The sequence below is a fragment of the Zhongshania marina genome (genome assembly GCF_002915595.1).
GTDB lineage: Bacteria > Pseudomonadota > Gammaproteobacteria > Pseudomonadales > Spongiibacteraceae > Spongiibacter > Spongiibacter marinus_B.
Genome location: NZ_PQGG01000002.1, coordinates 87,704 through 107,957, shown reverse-complemented (window position 1 = coordinate 107,957; position 20,254 = coordinate 87,704). Strand labels below are relative to the sequence as shown.

The window sequence follows — 20,254 nt, the reverse complement described above, 5'->3', positions numbered from 1 at the left end:
TCACCTTGCTTATATAATAATATATTTTTATTTACTTAGAATTAGATCTGCCGCCCGCCATCCAATAGCCATAGCTGGCGCATTGGTATTTCCGGACGTCATTTCGGGGAAAACTGATAAGTCTACAACTCTTAAATTTTGTATTCCGCGTACCTGTAGCTTTTCATTCAGTACAGACTTTTCATCGCGACCCATTTGGCAAGTGCCGGTTGCATGTAATGCAGAATTGCCCATCTCTAGGTAGTAATTTATTATTTCTTCATCACTTTCAACTTGCCGCCCCGGTGACATTTCAGTGACGTTGTAGGTCTGCAGTGGCGGCGCTTTAAATAGCTTTCTGGTTAATCTAAATAAATCAATAGAGTCCTTTTGATCATCTGGATGTTGTAAATAATTAGGCTGGATATACATTGGTGCGTCGGGGTCGCTGGAAGTAATTTGTAAGTAACCACGGCTTTTTGGTTTGAGAATATAGCTGCAGGCTAACACCCCAGGTTCTTTGTCAGGGGTGATTGAGGTGCCGTGGCGATCTACAGACACTGGGGTAAAACCTATTTGAGCATTTGCGCGTGGCAAGTGTTCTGCGGTTTTGATTAGGGCGCTGACCTCAAAGGCACTGTATGCGATAGGTCCATCACGTAGCGCGATATACTTTGACAAGGTTTTTAGCAAGCCAAGTGGTCGCAAGTCGTGATTTAAGCTGCCATGCGATACGCCGAACCTTGGCATCGCGCAGCGTTGTTCGATGAGGTTTTGACCGACTAAAGGAGAGTGAGCTTTAATTTCAATTCCCAATGAGCGCAGCAGCGCTTCATCACCAACACCAGAGAGTTGCAAAAGTTTTGGTGTGGCAACGGTGCCAGCACTTAAAATAACTTCTTTATTTGCGAAATAATTTACCAGTTCACCTTTGCGTGTTTTCACACGCACACCCTTTGCAATTTTGTCTTCAATAATGACTTTTTGTACATTGCTATGGGTTTTTATAGTGAGGTTTTTGCGGTGGCGAATTGGCCCTAAAAAGGCCTTTGCAGCACTTTGTCTAAGACCTTTGTAAATGGTTCGCGGTTGGTAGCCAGCGCCCTGATCAGTAATGCTATTTAAGTCTTCGCAGCGCGGTGCGCCGAGTATTTCCGCACTGTGGATAAAGGCATCGCAAATTGCTGATGGTGTCGGATGTTGGCTGATTTTTAGCGGGCCACCGATGCCGCGAAACTCTGCTTCTCCTAGTTCGTGGTCTTCCATTGCTTTCATGGCGCCACCGATCTCTTTCCAGCCCCAGCCGGGTATGTCGAGGGCGTCGTAATCCGCTGCAAAACCGCGCATATATACTTGGCCGTTGACTGAGCTTGAGCCGCCTAATACTTTACCTCTAACCCATTCCTCATTCGTTCCCTCATAACCTTTGTGGTCGATAGGGTAGCGGTGAATAAGCTTGTCGCCGAGCAAAATTTTTGCGAAACCGCGGGGTATGTGTATAAACGGATCGCGGTCCATGCCTCCGTACTCCAGTAGAAGAACGGAGCATTTTGGATCGGCACTTAGGCGGTAGGCTAAGGCACTGCCTGCAGAGCCGGCGCCAACAATGATGTAATCGAAACTTTGCATTCTTTTTATAAGTTCCTTTACTAGTGTATTACTTTAGACTCGTCCGGTGACGGGGAGTAATGCGCCGGTGATTGAATCCGCTTTACTTGATAACAAAAAGCACAAAACATCGGATAACTGCTGGGGGCTTACCCAGCTACTGAAATCGGCGTCTGGCATATCGCTGCGGTTGAGCGGGGTGTCGATGACACTGGGCAATACCGCATTCACACACACATTCTGTGTTTTGCATTCTTCGGCCAGTGACTCAGTTAGCTTTGCAACACCGGCTTTTGAGGCGGCGTAGGGGCCAAAGCCCGCGCCCGCTTTGGTCGCGCCAGCGGCACCGATATTAACAATTTTGCCCGCCGCTTTAATCAGTGCGGGCAGTGCGGCGCGGCAGGCATTGCTGGCGGTGACCACATTGATGCGAAACATCTTGTCCCAGCTGTTAGGCTCGCCGTCGGCGAGGGTTTGCCAGCAAAAACCACCGGCAATATTGGCGAGGCCGTCGACGCGGCCATACTTGGTGTGTATCTGGGCGAACGCTGCCGTAGTCGCCTCGACATCGGTGAGGTCGACGCCACTAAAGCCTTCAAATTTGTCTGCTTGAAAATCAATTTGCGCGTAGTCGAGGCCAATCACGGTCGCGCCTTCACTAAGGGCGGTGCTAATCATCGCAGCGCCAAGGTTGCCCTTGGCACCAGTTACAACAATTACTTTCCCGTCGAGTAATGCCATGTGTAATTCCTTTAATTCTCGCAGTTATGAATGGTGCTTAAGCGCGTTTTAATACCGAAACTACGCAAGCGCCACCGAGGCCAATATTGTGTTGCAGGGCAATATTGGCATTGGGCACTTGGCGTTCGCCCGCAGTGCCACGTAAATGCCAGCTTAATTCGGTGATTTGTGCCAAGCCAGTGGCTCCTAATGGGTGTCCTTTAGAGAGTAGACCGCCGGATGGATTGGTTACGACTTTGCCGCCGTAGGTGTTGTCGCCATCGTGCACAAATTTTTCTGCGCCGCCTTCTGGGCAGAGGCCCAAGGCTTCATAGCTGATGATTTCATTCGTCGAAAAGCAGTCGTGAAGTTCAACGAGATCAACATCTTCTGGAGAAATTCCAGATTGTTCGTATACCGACGTGGAGGCGCGTCTGGCCGCGTCAGCGCCAATAACATTGATCATGCTGCCGCTGTTGAAACTAGCCTCTGTATCTGTGGTTAAAGACATCGCAGCAATTTCAATTAAATTACTTAAACCTTTCTTTTTAGCATAGCTGTCAGACACTACTAGCACGGCTGCGCCGCCACAGGTTGGTGGGCAGCACATTAAACGTGTTAGTGGCCCGAAGATAGCTGGTGAACTCATTACCTGTTCAAGACTAAGTGGGTCGGTAAACATGGCAAAAGGATTGCGGCGGGCGTGGTCGCGAGCCTTAACAGACACACGGCCAAATAAGTCGGCACTTGCGCCGTACTTTTCCATATATTCACGTCCTGCGCCGCCGAAGTATTGTGCGGCCTGCATGGCTTTGTCGTCCCAGCCTTGAATACTGGCTACTGCTTGATCTAGGCGTGCCGTGGTCGCTTTGCGGTCACTAGTATTGCTGGCTAAGGCGCCGCTCGGCATTTGCTCGAAGCCTACCGCCAAAGCAACATCAACGGCGCCAGATTCAACGGCTTGGCGCGCCAGAAATAGCGCGGTAGAACCTGTTGCACAGGCGTTGTTGACGTTGATAACCGGAATACCAGTTAAACCAACGGAATAGAGCGCTGTTTGGCCTGAGCAGGTGTCACCAAATACAAAACCGGCGTAGGCTTGTTGAACATCGCGGTAATCAATGCCAGCATCTTTTAATGCAGCGATAGCGGCTTGGGCGCCGAGTACGTCGTACTCCTCGCTTTTTCCCGGTTTAGTGAATTTCACCATGCCAACGCCGGCGATTAATGCTTTGCTCATAATGTGTGCCTTTAAATATATGGGTGCCGATTTAATTTGTAATCACATTGCTACGCGAAACTACTTCGCGAAGTCGTTGATCACCATAGTCGGTGCATCAAGGAAAATTGCGTCACTGGCGGCGGCGATGCCCTCGGCAGTTAAATCGCGATTTTCTCCTCTGCCGCGAATGCCCTCGGCAGAAACCAACTTTAGTTCACGAATGCTTTGGCCAGATGCAAACAGGCAGTGACCGGTTTTGTCGCCTGACAATTCGCTGACCATATACAGCACGGCTTCGGCGACGTGAGCGGGGTCGAGAAGTTGCTTTTGTTCGTCGTTCATTAGCGGGGCGGTTAAAGCTGAGGTTGCTGCGGGGGCGAGTGTCCACACCCGAATGCCTGCTTTAGCGCCTTCAATGGTGAGTACATTCGACATACCAAATACACCAGCTTTGGCTGCCGCGTAGTTTAATTGTCCAAAGTTGCCGACTAAGCCAGAGGTAGAGCTGGTATTGACAATAACGCCGCCGCCGTTCTCTTTCATCCACGCAAATACCGGTTGGGTGACGGTAAACATGCCTTTTAGATTAACGCCAAGTACACTGTCCCAATCGCTTTCGGTCAGTTTTAGAAAACTCTTGTCGCGTAAAATGCCCGCGTTATTAATGAGAATGTCTGCTGAGCCAAAATTGTCTAAAGCGGTTTGTAGTAGCGAAGCACCGCCCGCCATAGTGGCTATATCAGCGGTGTTTGCTGCGGCTTTACCACCTTTAGAAACAATAGCTTGAGCGACTTGTTCGGCCAGAAATTGTCCGGTCTCGTCTTTACCTAGGTCGTTAACAATTACGGCCGCGCCATGCTCGGCAAGCAGCTTTGCATAGGCTTCGCCCAGTCCTCGGCCTGCGCCAGTGATAATTGCGACTTTGTGTTCAAGAAGGGCCATGTCTGCTCCATTAAATGACATAGTGTCAGTTGTTAATTTAATGTAAAGCCCGTCGCGCATTTGCGGACAGGCTTGTGGTCTTAAGACTGACTAAATTGACGTCTGATTATGTTTTTGCACCGAGATCAATCATTTTGGTTAATTGGCCGGTGACGTCACCAAAGGTAACGGGGCCGCTGTGCTCGGCAGGTGGTACGCCTTTACCCTCGGTGTTAGTGTAGCTTAGGTCTACGTCACCTGCTTGAGCGCGCAGAGCGCCGACAGTGCAGTCTTCCTTCTTCATGTGTTTGAAGGGGTCGAACTGGAAGGCCTTCATGGCATTCAAGTGAGTGATCATGTCGATCTCCTCATCGGGAATGTCTTTAATACTTGGCCACAGTGTTTCCGGCGCTTTGGGCCATGTTGAATCTGAGTGCGGGTAATCACATTCCCACGTCATTTTAGATAGACCTGCGTCGTGGCGAACTTTGATGCCGACCTTATCGTCAATAAAGCAGGTATAGACGTGCTTCAAGAATAGCTCACTGGGTTTCATTCCGCCAAAGTCTTGGTTGGTCCAAACATGGCGTTCATGAACATAGTCAATACGCTCTAAGAAGTGAGGAATCCAGCCCACGCCGCCTTCAGACAGGGCGAAACGAATGTCGGGGAATTTACGTAAAATTGGTGAGAAGGTAAGGTCTGTCGCTGTTGCATAAAGAGAGACCGGCATATTGGCGATCATGACATCAACGGGCGACTCTATTGACGGTACGGCGTTTGATGCGTCGGCGATGTGCAAACACACAACCACGCCAGTATCACTACATGCCTTCCATAGCGGATCCCAAATTGGGTTGTGCAAGCTAGGCAATTTGCTCAGGGACGGGTTGGGTGGGAAGGAAATAGCGTAGCAGCCTTTTTTGGCGATACGTCGTACTTCTTCGGCGGCGGCAATAGGATCCCAATTACTGATGATACCAACCGGAATAAAGCGACCAGGGTAGGCGCCACACCATTCATCTATGTGCCAATCGTTCCAAGCACGAACAATGGCTAGACCCAGTTCACGATCTTGTACTTTTTCTAGGGTTTGACCACCTACGCCGACAAAAGAAGGGAAGTTTAAGCCCGCTAATTGTCCATTTACGTTCATATCGCCGATGCGCGCGTGTACGTCGTAAGTGCCTTTCCTGAGTTGGGCAAAGCCGGTGGGCTCAAAACCGTATTCCTCTGGGCGGCGACCAGCTACGGCGTTCAGAGCAATATTTGGAACTGGCATATTGCCGATCATCCACATGTCTTCGCCCTGCGGGCCTTGCACAACGTGCGGCATACGGCCTTTAAATTTTGCTGGGGTGTGGCGATCAAACATATTTGGCGGTTCAATCAAGTGATCGTCTACACTGATTAGGACCATATCGTTCATATTCATACTGGCTTCTCCTTTCGGGCCAGCAGAGCTGGCAACGCTTTTATTTGGTGTCTGTAAAAATAACTAGTAGTCAGTTATAGTTTGCGCATATGGCAGAAATTTGTCAAAGCTTTTTGTGTTACTTCGTCTTAATAATTGACATACTGTCAGTTATTGGCCGGTAAATCAAATGCGCTTGTACGGCTAGTCTAGTGCGCTGCTATTTCAGCTAGATGGATGGGCTTGCTATTCAGCAAGCTTAGGTGCCCAAGCCGTTTATAACTAATGCTTATTTTTCTTATATTGACACTTTGTATTGTGGCTTGACGGGTATAGATAATGGCTAGTATCGCTTTTTTTCTCTTAGTGGTGTCACTTTCAGGCTTGTTACCACTGAGATATCGTCAGCTTAAAGTGTGGTCTGCGTTATATTGGCCGCTAAGTATTGCTGGGCAATTATTTGTGGTGCCAATTACGGTGGTGGTGGCGGTGATCGTCTTAGCTTGGCGAAATGAAGCGTGGGTAGCAGGTCCCGCTTTTGTTGCGCTGTCTATATCGATTTTCTCGTTACTGAGACAGTTTAAAGTGCGTAATTTGACTGCTGAAATGGCACTGCGACTCGGCGTTGTTGAGCACGGGGCTTACTCACTTTCGCTAAAGGATATCTGGCGTTGGCTGTTGGTTTTGCGTTGCGAGCGGAGAGGAATAAACATAATTCGTGACGTGGCATACGGGGACTTGTCAGCGCAGCGATTGGATATTTATGCATTGGCAGGCCACGGTGAACCAAAACCTATTTTAATTCATATTCATGGTGGCGCCTGGGTGACGGGTAAGAAAGGGCAGATGGGGCGGCCGCTAGTTCACGATATGGCGCAGCAAGGTTGGTTGGTGTGTGATATCGAATATCGGCTTGGCCCTGAGCACCGTTACCCAGCGATGATTGTGGATGTGCTTTCGGCGATACATTGGATAAAAACCAACGCAGAGCAATACGGTGGGAGGGGAGATTTTGTGGCTGTGACCGGCGGTTCTGCTGGTGGTCATTTGACTGCTTTGACGGGTCTGATGTCGGCAGCTCAACGGCGAGAATATGTTGATGGTGATACTAGCGTGCAGCTTGTCGCGCCATTCTATGGGCGCTACGACTTACTTGATCGTTTTGGCATTATTAATGACCCTAAAATTGATGAGTTTACCGAGAGCAAAGTAATGCCTGGCGCGGTGGAACAGGTCGGCGAAGCACTGTGGCGGCAGGCGTCGCCAATAGATAATGTTGGCCCGCATATGCCCTCTTGTTTGATGGTGCATGGCAGCAGTGATTGCTTGATTGATTACAAAGAAGCTGAGGCCTTTGTGAATGCTCAAGCCGCGTTATCGGTAAACGATTTTGAATATCTGTTGGTGCCTGGGGCGCAACATGCGTTTGACTTGGGGCATTGCCCGCAAAGTGACGCGGTGAATCGCTTGATACAGATGTATTTTGAAAAATGCTATCGCGATTTCTGTAAAGTGCAAGGGGAGTCTCACCTATGAATCAGCATGTAAGAATGGCCGCGGCTAGTAAAAGCAGGAATGCCATAATGTTCAATCCTCTAAAGAGCAAAAAGTTAGCGCGGATTGAAAAAGCCATGCTGGTTTCTGCTAATTACAGCGAGTGGCGAAGCCTAGCGATGGAGCACGACCTAATTTCCCGTGCTGAGCAGTGGAAGGCTCTTAATGACAGTGAGCTATTTGATTCTAATCAGATAATGACGCGCTATCGGCGCTTGAAAGATTGTTTGGATAAGGGTGATTACGAGGAATTGTTGTTTACTCTGAATGAGGGTATCCACGGTAATATGGCCGGTATGGGTAGTGCTAAGCTTTATAGTCATGCTCGTTTTGGCACTAAAAAACTCATAGTTGAATTTGTTGAGCTGATTGCTAATGCGCTGCATCGTGTAGTAGATGCGCCAGAATCGGAGATCAGTCGCGAGCAGAAATTGAATTTCTTTCGCCGCGCCAGCCACTGCTATGGACGTTCTTCACTTAGCCTTAGCGGTGGCGCCGGTTTGATTTATTTTCATCACGGTGTCGTGGATGCGCTGCTTGACGCAGGCTTGCTACCCAAAGTTATTTCTGGTGCTAGTGCGGGTTCTTGGGTAAGTGCGCAAATTGGCACGTTGAAAGACGACGAGTTACTCACGCATTTTAAAAATAAGCGTTATGACGGTCGGTTTTTTAATGCTGCTGAATTGATGCGAGCGCGCTCTAGTGGTGTAGTGGCCTCAGCTCGGGACGATATGACTGACTCGTTTGTTGGGGATGTGACTTTCGAAGAAGCCTACGAGCACACTGGCCGCCATATTAATATATCTATTGCACCTCATGAAAAACATCAAAAATCGCGATTGATGAACGCGATGACGTCGCCCAATGTAACTATCCGCTCGGCGGTAAAAGCGTCGTCGTCACCAAGTGGTTTGGCGCCGCCGGTTCAACTAGAGGCGAAAGACTCCCGAGGACGGCTTAAGGCCTATCTGCCGGGGCGACTTTGGGTGGATGGATCGACGGCAGAAGATTTGCCATTTAAAAAGCTCTCGCGTTTATACGGTGTGAATCATTATATAGTCAGCATGATTAATCCTGCGGGGCTGCTTTACACGATGGAGCTTAACCCTAAATACCAGGAAACGCTGTTTCGCTCGCTGAAGCGTGTGTATTTCACTGTTTTAAAGGAGTCGGTTCGCAATGTTCGTCGTTGGACTGGCGATCAAGGCATGTTGGGGCCGTTAGACTTTGCCTTGGGAGGGTTTTATCAAATTCTCGATCAAAGCTATGTTGGCGATATCAATATATCCCTAGATTTACAGCATCTACGGCTACGTAAATTGCTTTATCAATATCGCAATGACGATGAAATACAAGAGGTTTATCGCGCAGGGCTAACCGCTACATGGCCGAAGCTAGAGCAAGTGCGTATGGCTAGTTTGATCGGCAAGGAAATTGACGTGTGTCTTGAAAAGCTTGAAGTTGAAGCCATTCAGCGAGACGGTGCTAGGTTGGCGTTTAATCATCCTATTTTATAAGGAGTACGGCTGCTACTCTTACCTATTGAGGCGATATTTCGCGAAGCGTGGCTGCTAGACTCGACATAATATCTTTGGCATGGATGCCGAGCTTGCCGTCCTTTAGCGTTACTAAGCCAATGCCGCGAAAATCGCTGCGATCTGCAACATGATGATCTAGTCTTACAAGCTTCCCCTGACGACACTCCTTCTCTACAGATAGGTCGGAGGTGGCGAGTACCGCGTTGGAATTCATTGTGACGTCTTTCAATATCGCCATATCGGGACAAATGAATTGTTGCCTGCGCTCGGTCTTATCCGCGTCGACCCCGTGCCATCTTAGTTCATCCCAAATAGATTCATGGACATTGGTTGGGGTGAGGATTGGATAGTCGTAAATATCTGTGCGGGAAACACGCTGTTGTTGGCTCAGTGGGTGCCGACGGCGAACAAAAAAGCTGCCGCGCAATTGATGTAGGTTTTCTATGTTGATGTTGCTTATATCGCTCGGTTTAAAGTCGCTGATGTCAGCCATAAAAAAATCGATGCTTTTATCTAACAGCATGGCTAGTAAGGTGCTGCGTGACTCTACTTTTACCTGAATTTGCATCAGTCTTGATTCTGAAATAAGCGCTTTCAGCTGAATTGATAGCAGATTATGAGAGAGTATTGGGTCGAGACCAAATGATACGACGCTGCGTGACCCGCTGCTCAGAGCTCGGGCTTCAGAGCGGAATTCTCCCGCTTGTTCTAGCAGAGCGCGGGCGCGCTTCATCAACCTTTCGCCTTCGTTGGTTAGCTCAACACCTGTGGATTTTCGGCGAAATATAGCAATGCCTAAATCGTCTTCTAGTGATTTAACGCTTCGGGTCAGCGCGGACTGCGTGATGTGGAGTCGTTTACTGGCCGCGACCAGAGAGCACTCCTCAGCAACCACTAGCGTGTGTAGCAGCTTTTGCAGATTAAGGGTTTTCATAATGCTGGCTGTTCCCTAGTATTTGATATTCATATAAGTCATAGCAACATAGCATTATTTGCATTTGGATTATATTTCTATAGGTCTATAATCGAGAGGTATTCAAATAAATGATAAGGAGTTAGTTATGCGTGCACCCTATAAAGTAATCATTTGGGGGCCTGGTATTGTTGGCAATGCCTGCTTAAAAGAAGTGATAAAAAAGCCGGAGCTGGAATTGGTTGCGGTGTTGGCATACAGCGAGAGCAAGAATGGTGTTGATGTCGGTGAGTATCTTGGAATGGATGCTGTTGGCGTTAGTATGACCACGGATCAAGAGGCTGTTATTGCCATGGAGGCTGATGTGGTCTTGTTTTCGGTCAATATGAGTGCCGAACTCAATGTAGATTCTGAGGCGACAAATATTGCCTGTCGCTTGTTGGAGTCGGGTAAAAGTTTGGTTACCTCTGCGGGGTGGTGGTATCCCGCTTATCATTCACAAGCTCTGCATGACAAGCTCGAAGCGGCGTGTAAAAAAGGTGGAAGTTGCTTGCATGGCACGGGTGTTAATCCAGGTTGGCTTTATGAGCGAATTATCTCAACCTTTACCGGCGCGTCTACCACAATAAAGCATATTCACGTTCAGGAGCTTTCTGACAATAGTCATATCGAGAGCGCAGATATGATGGGCGGGCTTGGCTACGGCTCAGAAATGTCAGAAAAGCCGTGGATTGAAAATGTAGGTGATCGCGGTTATGAAGAAACGCTGGCGCTGACTTGTCATGTGATGGGGGTGAAGCTAGATCATATAGAATCAGAGAAGAAATATTTTGTTGCGCGTGAAGATACCCGGCTAATTCCTTTTACTGTTAAAAAGGGTAAAAGAAATGGCGTGAATTTTCTTTACCATGCGATTGTCGATGGTAAAAAATTCATCACTCTTGAAGAGATCTGGTATGTTGATGAGCGCGATTTGCCTGATGGTTTGCACCGCGGTGATTACTACAATATTAAAATTGAGGCAGAGCCGGTTTCAGTGCGAGGTCAATTTCAATTAATGGCATCAGTAGAAGAAAATTTGGAGCATCGAGAAGGAGATAATACCTTGCCGGCTTACTATGCAACGGCAATGCCAATGATTCAGGCTATTCCAATAGTGTGTGGCGCTACACCGGGGATAGTATTGCCGTTCAACTTTGCAAACTATGCTCCAGATCTACGCAATTTTAAAAGTCCGTTGATTGTACGGTAATAGCGGGAATATTTTGATTTGTGCCTGCAACAGCAGGCACAAAAATAACTAAAAAAGGCTCTGGATTTATCCAGAGCCTTTTTTTCTACTCCGCGTGGGATCTAAGCGGAATGGCTGTCCAGCCATGTTCAATATAAGTACGCATATCTTTGAGTTCAATATTGCGACCATCAGTAAGCTTAATAGTACCTTGGCTATGTGAATGCAGGCCGTAGTGCATTGTCGCGCCTGAGGTTGTTAAGTAACTGTAGTAGGTGCGGTATGCCGCTTCGATATCAAAATCAATCGTGCCGTTTTTAGATTCTAAGTTGAAGTGCCATTTGACCGGTATGCGCATACGGGTTTTAGGGTCAATCCAAAATTCTTTTTCTTCCATGGTGATATTGCTGTGGCCATTTTCAGAAAATTCTATTTCTTCACCGCCGATGCTGACGTGACTGAAAGTTTTGCCAACAGATGGATAGTAGTAAATGAATACGCGAACATCTCCACTTGCCCACCAGTTCCAGTAATAAGTTTCACCGCGAAGAATGTCAGCAAGATCCCATGCAGGCTGGGTGAATTTTTCCTGGCAACCGAAAGATTTTTCTTTGCTAAGGCGATACGTTTTTCCCTCAGCGGTGATGGTGCCTTCGGCGCAAAGAGGGTGTTCAAAACCGGCAATATTATTCTTTTCAAGATCAGCGAACGGCCCTTTGTGGTAGGGCGCATTTCCGATACCGGTGAGTTTTAAATCGAATTCTATGCCCATGTGTTCGCCTTTGATCTCCCAGTATGGAGGGCGACAAATATGTTGGCGATTCCCAAGAGTCCAGATTACCGCGCCGTCTACTTCTTCTACACTGCCTTTTTCCCAGTGGTCTGTTGCCCAAGTACGGTTGCCAAGGAAGTGATTGTCGCGAATGCCGCCACTGTGGTCTTTGGGGCCTGCAAAGAATGTAGTTTGTCCTTTGTAGACATCGTCCACTTGCCAAGGACCGTCTTTACCACCGCCCACACGAAATATGCACGACACGAATGAGACTTCCTCTCCCTCGTCAGTTTCGCCCATAATCATAAAACCATTGTTTTCCATGTAGGGTACGCCGGCAGGGAGCTTTTCGACATAACTTAATTGGTCTGCGAGAGTGACGTTTGTAACTGCTTTTATCTCTGCCATTCTATTGGCCTCCTTCGTGAGTGGTATTATCATTTGTATGTAGCTGACAATATATCAGTTTTAAATTGGTATTGAAAGCATGCTTAGTAGGAGTAAAGCAGTTTTTCAGTCTTCAGAATTTTATCTTTATATTTAAGTGCGATAGAGGCATTTGGCTGTGCATTAGCAGCTGTGCGTACTTGTTTTGTGATTAAAAAGGTTGGTGTGTCAAAAATAGCAGATCTACTCTGCCTAATCTTTTAGAGCGTACTAAAGCCGGAAATTTTGGGTGCTAATGCCGCAATGTGTGTCGATGTCAGGTGTAATGAACCGACATACGGCCAATTTGGCGGCTATTTGTCGCTCTCAATTGGGTTTGCAAAACGGCAAAGCTCATATTGTTATACCTGCATCACTGAATAGGTCAAATATTGCTTTGTGTTTTGCAGGCTGTCGCGGTCGCCGGTTGCTATTATCGGTATCAAGTATGATATTTCATGTTTGCTTATTCGGCTTTCTCAAATTCAATTAGTTCGGCACCGCCGCTCACTAACTCGCCGGCATGGTAGTAAAAGGCTTTGACTATTCCGTCGGCGGGGGCGCGAATAGTGTGTTCCATTTTCATGGCTTCCATAATTAGCAGGGCCTCACCTTTACTGACAGTGCTACCGGCAGCGACGAGGTGGCTAACAATGGTGCCATTCATGGGCGCGCTCAATTGCTTGTCAGAGGTGTCCCCATTGCTGTCGCCTAGGTCAGGTCGTTTTATATTGAATTGCACAGCGCGCTCGGCGGTATACATACTAAAATGGCCTTCGTACTCCGCAAAGCTGGCGCGCTGACGGTGACCGTCGATGCTCGCCTGTAAAACTCGCTCATGGAGTTTGCCGCAGACAGTGTATTCTTTGTCGCCAGCGCTAATAATAAAATTGCTGGGTTCAGAATTCGTTGCCGCGCTGAGAGCTGTGACGCAGACTGAGACAATGCCCTCGTCAATTTGCAGCTCAAAGTGATGCTGAGCAGCTTGATTCAGTCGCCAACTGTGGGCGTTATTCCATGGTGATTCAGCGTCGCTGCTGGTGCGGGCGCGATTGGCAATGACTTGCTGTTGTTTTAAAACGAGATAGAGCGCGGCCAGTGCAATGTTGTTCCCAAGTTCTGAGGTATCAGGATTAAGTAACTGCTCTTCATGTTTGCCGATAAAGCCAGTGTCGAAATCGGCCTTGGCGAAGTCAGGATGCTGGCAAAGTGTGTAGAGAAAATCGATGTTTGTGGTTACGCCGTTTAAGCGGTATTCCTTTAAGGCGCCACCCAAACGCCGCAGCGCGTGTTGACGGTCGCTGTCCCACACGATGAGTTTGGCGATCATGGGGTCGTAAAATACACTGACTTCATCACCTTCTGTTACGCCCGTGTCGATACGAATATGGTCTGATTCTGCCGAGGTTTCCAAAAAGCGAATGGTGCCAGTTTGGGGTAAAAATTCATTGCTGGGGTCTTCTGCGTAAATCCGCACTTCGATGGCGTGACCATTAATGCTTAATTCGTTTTGCTTCAGCGGAAGTACGTCGCCTGCGGCAACTCGTAATTGCCACTCGACCAAATCTAAACCGGTGATCATTTCGGTAACGGGGTGCTCTACCTGCAGGCGGGTGTTCATTTCCATAAAGTAGAAGCTGCCGTCGGCGTCGAGTAAAAACTCGACGGTGCCAGCGCCGACATAATTAATGGCTTGGGCGGCGCGGACGGCAGCCTCTCCCATTTCTGCGCGCAGGGTTTCGCTCATACCGGGCGCGGGGGCTTCTTCAATGACTTTTTGGTGGCGGCGTTGAATAGAGCAGTCGCGTTCAAATAAGTACACCGCATTGCCGTGCGTGTCGCAGAACACCTGAATTTCGATGTGACGAGGCTGGGTTAGATATTTTTCTACCAGCATGGTGTCGTCGCCAAAGCCATTCATGGCTTCACGTTTGGCGGCGTCAAGCGCTGAGTCAAACTCCTCTGCGCTCCACACTTGACGCATACCTTTACCACCGCCGCCGGCAGTGGCCTTAAGTAATACTGGGTAGCCCATGTCATTGGCGGCTTTGCGAATGATCTCTGGGTTTTGATCGTCGCCGTGATAACCGGGCACTAGCGGTACGCCGGCTTTTTCCATTATTTGCTTAGCGGCAGATTTAGATCCCATTGCTTTAATGGCTGGGGTAGGTGGGCCGATAAACACAATGTTTTCGGCGGCGCAGCGGCGACAAAATGCGGCGTTTTCGGACAGGAATCCATAGCCGGGGTGAATGGCTTGTGCGCCGGTTTGTTTTGCAGCGGCAATGACTTTATCGATATCTAAATAGGAATCCCGCGCAGCGGAACCACCGATGTGGACGGCTTCGTCGGCCATAGCAACGTGCAGCGCATTGCGGTCGGCATCGCTGTATACCGCGACGGTACGTATGCCCATTTGGCGAGCGGTTTTGATAACGCGACAGGAGATTTCCCCGCGGTTGGCAATCAAAATTTTAGTAAACATGTTTGCGCTTCCGTATTTTTTAATGAGCGAATATTCAGTTTTTAAAACTATTTTTTTTGAGTGATGTGTATAGAAAATACAAGACTCTACATTCTGAATACGCCAAATTTTGTGTCTTCAATTGGCTTGTTTAAACTGGCAGACAAGCTCAAGCCTAATACCATGCGTGTGTCTGCAGGGTCGATAACGCCGTCGTCCCACAGCCGTGCAGAAGCGTAATACGGATGCCCTTGCTTTTCGTAGGTGTCGAGAATGGGCTGCTTAAATGCTTTTTCTTCTTCTGCGGGCCAGTCTTTATTGTCGCGCTCATATTGGTCGCGTTTAATTTGCGCCATCACGCCGGCTGCTTGTTCGCCGCCCATGACTGAAATGCGCGCGTTGGGCCACATAAACATAAAGCGCGGGTCGTAGGCGCGGCCGCACATACCATAGTTACCGGCGCCAAAGGAGCCGCCAATCAGCACTGTGAGCTTGGGCACTTTGGCGCAGGCTACCGCCGTCACCATTTTTGCGCCGTGCTTGGCAATGCCGCCGGCCTCGTATTGTTGGCCAACCATAAAGCCAGTGATGTTTTGCAGAAAAATAAGGGGAATTTTGCGCTGGGCGCAAAGCTCAACAAAGTGTGCGCCTTTCTGCGCAGATTCAGAAAACAGAATGCCGTTATTGGCGACAATGCCTATTGGGTAACCAAAAATGCGGGCAAAGCCACACACCAAGGTGGTGCCGTATAATGCTTTGAATTCATCAAAGTCAGATGCGTCGACAATACGGGCAATGATCTCGCGCACATCATAGGGTTTGCGGCTGTCTTTAGGCACAATGCCGTAAATGTCTGTGGCGGGATAGAGCGGTTCTTTACTCGGTGCGGTATCGAGCTCTATGGTTTTACGTCGATTTAACCTTTTCACCGCGTTGCGGGCCAGTTGCAGAGCGTGGTGGTCATTTTGAGCGTAGTGGTCGGCAACGCCAGAGGTGCGGCAGTGAACGTCTGCGCCGCCGAGATCTTCGGCGCTGACCACTTCGCCGGTGGCGGCTTTTACCAATGGCGGACCAGCAAGGAAGATAGTGCCTTGTTCTCTAACAATAATGGATTCATCCGCCATGGCCGGAATGTACGCGCCACCTGCCGTGCAGCTGCCCATTACCACTGCAATTTGGGGAATACCCATTGCTGACATATTGGCTTGGTTAAAAAAGAAGCGGCCAAAGTGTTCGCGGTCTGGGAATACATCATCTTGGCGGGGTAAGTTCGCGCCGCCAGAGTCCACTAAGTAAATGCAGGGTAAGTGATTCTCTTGGGCGATGTTCTGCGCGCGCAGGTGCTTTTTCACGGTAAGTGGAAAATAGCTACCGCCTTTAACGGTGGCGTCGTTGGCGATAATCATGCATTCCTGACCGCAGACACGGCCAATGCCGGTAATGATACCAGCGGCGGCGAGGTCTTCTTCGTAAACTTCGTAGGCTGCAAGTTGCGATAGCTCTAAAAAGGGTGAGCCTACATCCACAAGGGCATTTATTCTTTCTCGTACGAGTAATTTACCGCGCTCGGTATGGCGGCTTTGAGATTTTTCGCCTCCGCCAAGTTTTATTTTTGCCACGATCTTTTTAAGGTCTTCTACTTGGGCTTGCATGTGCTCGGTGTTTTCGAGAAAGCCGACATCGCGGGGATTAATACTTGATTTCAATACGGTCATGATGGCTGCCTGTGCTTCGTTTTATATCGTCAAAAACTTATTTATTACTTCTTAATTTGGCCACCCATTGTTTATTTTTTATGGGTGGCCCTAACTAAATTGCATCGGCGAGGTTTACAGCGTCTCTTTAAACAATTCCCGGCCAATAAGCATGCGGCGTATTTCTGAGGTGCCGGCGCCAATTTCATAGAGTTTGGCGTCGCGCAGTAGGCGGCCAGTGGGGAACTCATTGGTGTAACCATTTCCGCCCAAGACTTGGATAGCTTGCAGCGCCATTTGGGTGGCTTTTTCTGCGGTGTAAAGTATGACCCCGGCTGCGTCTTTGCGGCTGGATTCGCCGCGATCACAGGCGCGGGCTACGGCGTACAAATAGGCGCGGCTAGCATTCAGTTCTGTGTACATATCTGCGAGCTTGCCCTGCATAAGTTGGAATTCACCGATGCTTTGGCCAAACTGTTTGCGGTCGTGCAGATAGGGAACAACAACGTCCATGCAGGCCTGCATGATGCCGGTCGGGCCGCCGGACAAGACGGTGCGCTCAAAATCTAAACCGCTCATTAATACTTTGACGCCTTCACCTTCTTTGCCAAGAATATTTTCTGCGGGCACTTTGCAGTTATCAAACACCAGCTCACAGGTGTTAGAGCCACGCATACCGAGCTTGTCGAGTTTGGGGGAGCGGCTAAAGCCGGGAAAATCTCGCTCAACAATAAAGGCTGTCATGCCGCGGGGGCCGGCATTAACATCGGTTTTGGCGTAAATCACGTAGGTGTTGGCATCGGGGCCGTTGGTGATCCACATTTTATTGCCGTTCAACACATAGTGGTCGCCTTGCTTGTCGGCTTTCAATTTCATACTAACGACATCAGAACCGGCATTGGGTTCAGACATTGCCAAGGCGCCAACGTGCTCACCAGAACATAGCTTGGGTAGGTACTTTTCCTTTTGGGCTTGGTTGCCGTTTTTATAAATTTGGTTTACGCAAAGATTGGAGTGGGCGCCGTAGGAAAGCCCCACCGAGGCAGAGGCTCGGCTGATTTCTTCCATTGCTATGACGTGGGCTAAGTAGCCCATATCACTGCCGCCAAACTCTTCGCTAACGGTAATGCCAAGCAGCCCCATGTCACCCATTTTGCGCCACAAATCCATTGGAAACGCATTGTCTTTGTCTATACGTTCGGCGCGTGGTGCAATTTCACTTTGTGCAAATTGGTAAGTTGCATCACGCAACATATCAATGTCTTCGCCGAGGCCAAAATTGAGGGAAGGATAGCTAGAACTCATGGAAATCACCTGTGTTTTATTTATCTTGTGTACGCAGTTTATGCCGTTTTGCTGGGTTTCTTTTGAATGTCATCAAGCGCTTCTACGCAGCGTTCTTCGGCTTGGTCTAATTCTGAAATCATATCGTTAAGGTCTTGGAGTTGTTGCCGTAACTGCTCCTTTATTAAGCGCCGGCGCTCTCGAATTTTATTGATTAATTTAATGAGCTGGGGGCTGTTGTCATGATCGGGGTGGTACATCTCGATAATGTCTTTACTGTCTTCAAGCGAAAGCCCCAGCCGCTTGCCGCGAAGAATCAGCTTTAATTTCACTCGGTCTGCAGCGCTGTATATTCGGGTTTGGCCTTTACGCTGTGGATTGAGCAGGCCTTTTTCTTCGTAAAAGCGAATGGTGCGAGTGGTGATGTCGAAGTCGGTGGCTAATTCGGTGATGCTATAACTGCGATTTGGCATAAGACATTGTCCGATATTTTTAATAATGGCATTATGCTACCCTTGGTTTACGTTAACGTCAACGTAAGTATTTGGTGCCAGATTTAGCTGTTTGATGCGTGGATGGGGGTGGAGGCTGGGATACTATGCTGTCTGGGCTAAGGTGGTGGTCATCAACCCTGAATATTGATTTAGCAGCAGAGTGAATAGAGGAATCTTATGAGTATTGAAGATCAAAAAGCGGGTGAAATTATTCGCCGCGAAGTTATGGGCAGCGACCATGTTGATACATCTTTGGGGAATGCGACGGCTTTTGATATGCCCCTGCAAGAGGCCGCAATGGAACATGCTTGGGGTGGAGTGTGGACTCGTGAGGGTTTGGATCGCAAGACACGCAGTATTGTAACAGTCTCAATGCTCATTGCTTTACAGGCGCACGGTGAATTGAAGGGGCATATACGCGGGGCGCTGAACAATGGTGTTAGTCCAGAAGAAATTCGAGAAATCATCATGCATGCCGCGGCCTACTGTGGGTATCCGGCAGCCTTGTCTGCGATGCGGGTGGCTAAGGAATTGGTAGAATAAAGCTTCAACAAATTGCTTAAATATTTGCGTGTTTAATGTCGTTAAGTTTTTTGCCGATCACAATATTTGTGATCGGCACTAAAAATTTATTTCTATTTATAGTTAGGTCATTTCACCCAAATTTGCTTGGTATTTACAAATTCTCGAATCCCGTGTGGCCCCAGTTCACGGCCGTAGCCGGAGGCTTTTACGCCGCCGCTGGGTAGGCGTGAGTCGGTTTTGACGATGCCGTTTATGGCGACTTGGCCCGCCTCTAGGCGGTTGGCAATGCTGGTTGCGAGTTCGGCGTTCGCTGTCCACACCGCAGCGCCGAGGCCGTAGGGTGTTTCGTTGGCGAGCTGCACGGCTTCTTCTACGTCGGCGGCACGTATCACAACCATAACGGGGCCGAAGGTTTCTTCTTTAAACGCGCACATGCTTTCTGTGACGTCGATGAGTAGGGTTGGCGGATAGAAGAAACCTGGTGCATCGCTTAGTTCGCCTCCGAGTAGACATTTCGCACCGGCGTTGATGGATTCAGTGACTTGGCGATGAAGATTTTGGCGCAGGTCTTCGCGGGCGATTGGGCCTACGTCGGTGTCGGTCAGCAGCGGGTCGCCGGATGTAAATTTAGCCATGCGGCTTTGCAGCTTTTCAACAAAGAAATCGTATACCGCATCTTCAACAATAATCCGCTTGGCGGCGATACAGGATTGTCCGGCATTAATCATGCGGGATAGGGTGGCGGTGTCTGCCGCTGTTTCTAAATCAGCGTCAGCAAGCACAATACATGGGTCTGAGCCGCCTAATTCCAGTACAGTGGGTTTGATTTCTGAGCCGGCTACGGCGGCAACTATACGACCGGCATTTCCTGATCCCGTGAACGAAACCGCTGCAATGCGCGGGTCGCGAATAGCTGTTTCAATAGCCTCATTGCCAATTGGCAGATTTACCACAATGTTTTTTGGCGCTCCGGCATCGGCAAAGACTTGGGCGATGGCAATGGCGCAGGCTGGCACATTGGGGTCGTGTTTCATTACGCAGGTGTTGCCCGCCATTAATGCCGGCGCTAGATAGCGAAAGGCCAGCCAGAGCGGCGCGTTCCACGGCAAAATGCCGAGTAATGTACCCAGCGGCGGATGGCATACATAGCTGATGCTGGCGTCGGATGGCAGGGTTTGGGGGGATAAATGCTCTGCAGCGTGTTCGGCATAATATTCGGCGCAGCCTGCGGCTTTTTCAACTTCAGGTCCACCTTCTTTGATGGGTTTGCCCATCTCCATTGCCATCAGTTTCGCTAGATGATCTTTTTGCTTTCTGAGTTCAGCGGCCACTGCCCGTAACACCTGCCCGCGCTCTTCGTAGCTGCGTGCCTGCCATTGATCTGCGGCGCGGAAGGCATCGCCGATGCGTTCGTGGAGTTCGGTGTTATTGAGAGTAGGGTATTCGGCAATTATTTTACCGCTACTAGGATTTGTTGCTATCAGCATGGCTACCT

16 protein-coding genes are annotated in these 20,254 nt (G+C 49.0%); 4 read left to right on the top strand and 12 right to left on the bottom strand.

The genetic code is table 11. The features are described from left to right. Positions 1 to 27: 27 nt before the first annotated feature. From C0068_RS00525 to C0068_RS00505, 5 genes are all read right to left on the bottom strand, one after another. Positions 28 to 1,608 carry a GMC family oxidoreductase gene (locus C0068_RS00525; RefSeq protein WP_103682538.1) on the bottom strand — a complete coding sequence of 527 codons (1,581 nt, stop codon included), beginning with the start codon at positions 1,606 to 1,608 and terminating at the stop codon, positions 28 to 30. Between the two features lie 33 nt (positions 1,609 to 1,641). Continuing rightward, a complete protein-coding gene (locus tag C0068_RS00520; protein ID WP_103682537.1) occupies positions 1,642 to 2,328 on the bottom strand; it encodes an SDR family NAD(P)-dependent oxidoreductase in 687 nt (228 codons plus the stop codon). A gap of 37 nt (positions 2,329 to 2,365) precedes the next feature. Further along, positions 2,366 to 3,547, bottom strand: a complete 1,182-nt coding sequence (locus tag C0068_RS00515) for a lipid-transfer protein (protein WP_103682536.1) — start codon at positions 3,545 to 3,547, stop codon at positions 2,366 to 2,368. 60 nt (positions 3,548 to 3,607) lie between these two features. Continuing rightward, complete coding sequence (locus C0068_RS00510; RefSeq protein ID WP_103682570.1) at positions 3,608 to 4,471, bottom strand: SDR family NAD(P)-dependent oxidoreductase; 864 nt, start codon at positions 4,469 to 4,471, stop codon at positions 3,608 to 3,610. 106 nt (positions 4,472 to 4,577) lie between these two features. Beyond that, on the bottom strand, positions 4,578 to 5,885 hold the full coding sequence (locus C0068_RS00505; RefSeq protein WP_103682535.1) for an amidohydrolase family protein: 1,308 nt from the start codon (positions 5,883 to 5,885) through the stop codon (positions 4,578 to 4,580). Between the two features lie 318 nt (positions 5,886 to 6,203). Here C0068_RS00505 and C0068_RS00500 point away from each other — a divergent pair, with 318 nt between their 5' ends. Both C0068_RS00500 and C0068_RS00495 read left to right on the top strand, forming a co-directional pair. Next, positions 6,204 to 7,400, top strand: coding sequence for an alpha/beta hydrolase (locus C0068_RS00500; protein ID WP_103682534.1), 1,197 nt, complete (start codon positions 6,204 to 6,206; stop codon positions 7,398 to 7,400). A gap of 47 nt (positions 7,401 to 7,447) precedes the next feature. After that, positions 7,448 to 8,935 carry a DUF3336 domain-containing protein gene (locus C0068_RS00495; protein ID WP_158249882.1) on the top strand — a complete coding sequence of 496 codons (1,488 nt, stop codon included), beginning with the start codon at positions 7,448 to 7,450 and terminating at the stop codon, positions 8,933 to 8,935. A 22-nt stretch (positions 8,936 to 8,957) separates the two neighbouring features. Here the strand turns inward: C0068_RS00495 and C0068_RS00490 are convergent, their stop codons facing one another. Beyond that, the gene (locus tag C0068_RS00490) at positions 8,958 to 9,890 is read right to left on the bottom strand and encodes a LysR family transcriptional regulator (protein ID WP_103682532.1); all 933 of its coding nucleotides are present in this window, start codon (positions 9,888 to 9,890) and stop codon (positions 8,958 to 8,960) included. Positions 9,891 to 10,017: 127 nt separating this feature from the next. On the opposite strand from C0068_RS00490, the gene C0068_RS00485 reads away from it, so the two are divergent. After that, positions 10,018 to 11,121 carry an NAD(P)H-dependent amine dehydrogenase family protein gene (locus C0068_RS00485; RefSeq protein WP_103682531.1) on the top strand — a complete coding sequence of 368 codons (1,104 nt, stop codon included), beginning with the start codon at positions 10,018 to 10,020 and terminating at the stop codon, positions 11,119 to 11,121. A gap of 85 nt (positions 11,122 to 11,206) precedes the next feature. Here the strand turns inward: C0068_RS00485 and C0068_RS00480 are convergent, their stop codons facing one another. The 5 genes from C0068_RS00480 to C0068_RS00460 all read right to left on the bottom strand — a co-directional run bounded on the left by C0068_RS00480 (position 11,207) and on the right by C0068_RS00460 (position 18,213). Next, positions 11,207 to 12,280 carry a hypothetical protein gene (locus tag C0068_RS00480; RefSeq protein ID WP_103682530.1) on the bottom strand — a complete coding sequence of 358 codons (1,074 nt, stop codon included), beginning with the start codon at positions 12,278 to 12,280 and terminating at the stop codon, positions 11,207 to 11,209. A gap of 484 nt (positions 12,281 to 12,764) precedes the next feature. Further along, on the bottom strand, positions 12,765 to 14,783 hold the full coding sequence (locus C0068_RS00475; protein WP_103682529.1) for an acetyl-CoA carboxylase biotin carboxylase subunit: 2,019 nt from the start codon (positions 14,781 to 14,783) through the stop codon (positions 12,765 to 12,767). An 86-nt stretch (positions 14,784 to 14,869) separates the two neighbouring features. Beyond that, complete coding sequence (locus tag C0068_RS00470; RefSeq protein WP_103682528.1) at positions 14,870 to 16,477, bottom strand: carboxyl transferase domain-containing protein; 1,608 nt, start codon at positions 16,475 to 16,477, stop codon at positions 14,870 to 14,872. Between the two features lie 114 nt (positions 16,478 to 16,591). Next, positions 16,592 to 17,761 (bottom strand): isovaleryl-CoA dehydrogenase, encoded by a 1,170-nt coding sequence (locus C0068_RS00465; protein WP_103682527.1) that lies wholly within the window; start codon positions 17,759 to 17,761, stop codon positions 16,592 to 16,594. A gap of 38 nt (positions 17,762 to 17,799) precedes the next feature. Then, on the bottom strand, positions 17,800 to 18,213 hold the full coding sequence (locus C0068_RS00460; protein WP_103682526.1) for a MerR family transcriptional regulator: 414 nt from the start codon (positions 18,211 to 18,213) through the stop codon (positions 17,800 to 17,802). 198 nt (positions 18,214 to 18,411) lie between these two features. Between C0068_RS00460 and C0068_RS00455 the strand changes: the two genes are divergently transcribed. After that, positions 18,412 to 18,777: a carboxymuconolactone decarboxylase family protein gene (locus C0068_RS00455; RefSeq protein ID WP_103682525.1), complete on the top strand. Its 366-nt coding sequence runs from the start codon at positions 18,412 to 18,414 to the stop codon at positions 18,775 to 18,777. 107 nt (positions 18,778 to 18,884) lie between these two features. On the opposite strand, the gene C0068_RS00450 is transcribed toward C0068_RS00455, so the two are convergent. Then, positions 18,885 to 20,246, bottom strand: coding sequence for an NAD-dependent succinate-semialdehyde dehydrogenase (locus C0068_RS00450; RefSeq protein WP_103682524.1), 1,362 nt, complete (start codon positions 20,244 to 20,246; stop codon positions 18,885 to 18,887). Between the last annotated feature and the right edge of the window lie 8 nt (positions 20,247 to 20,254).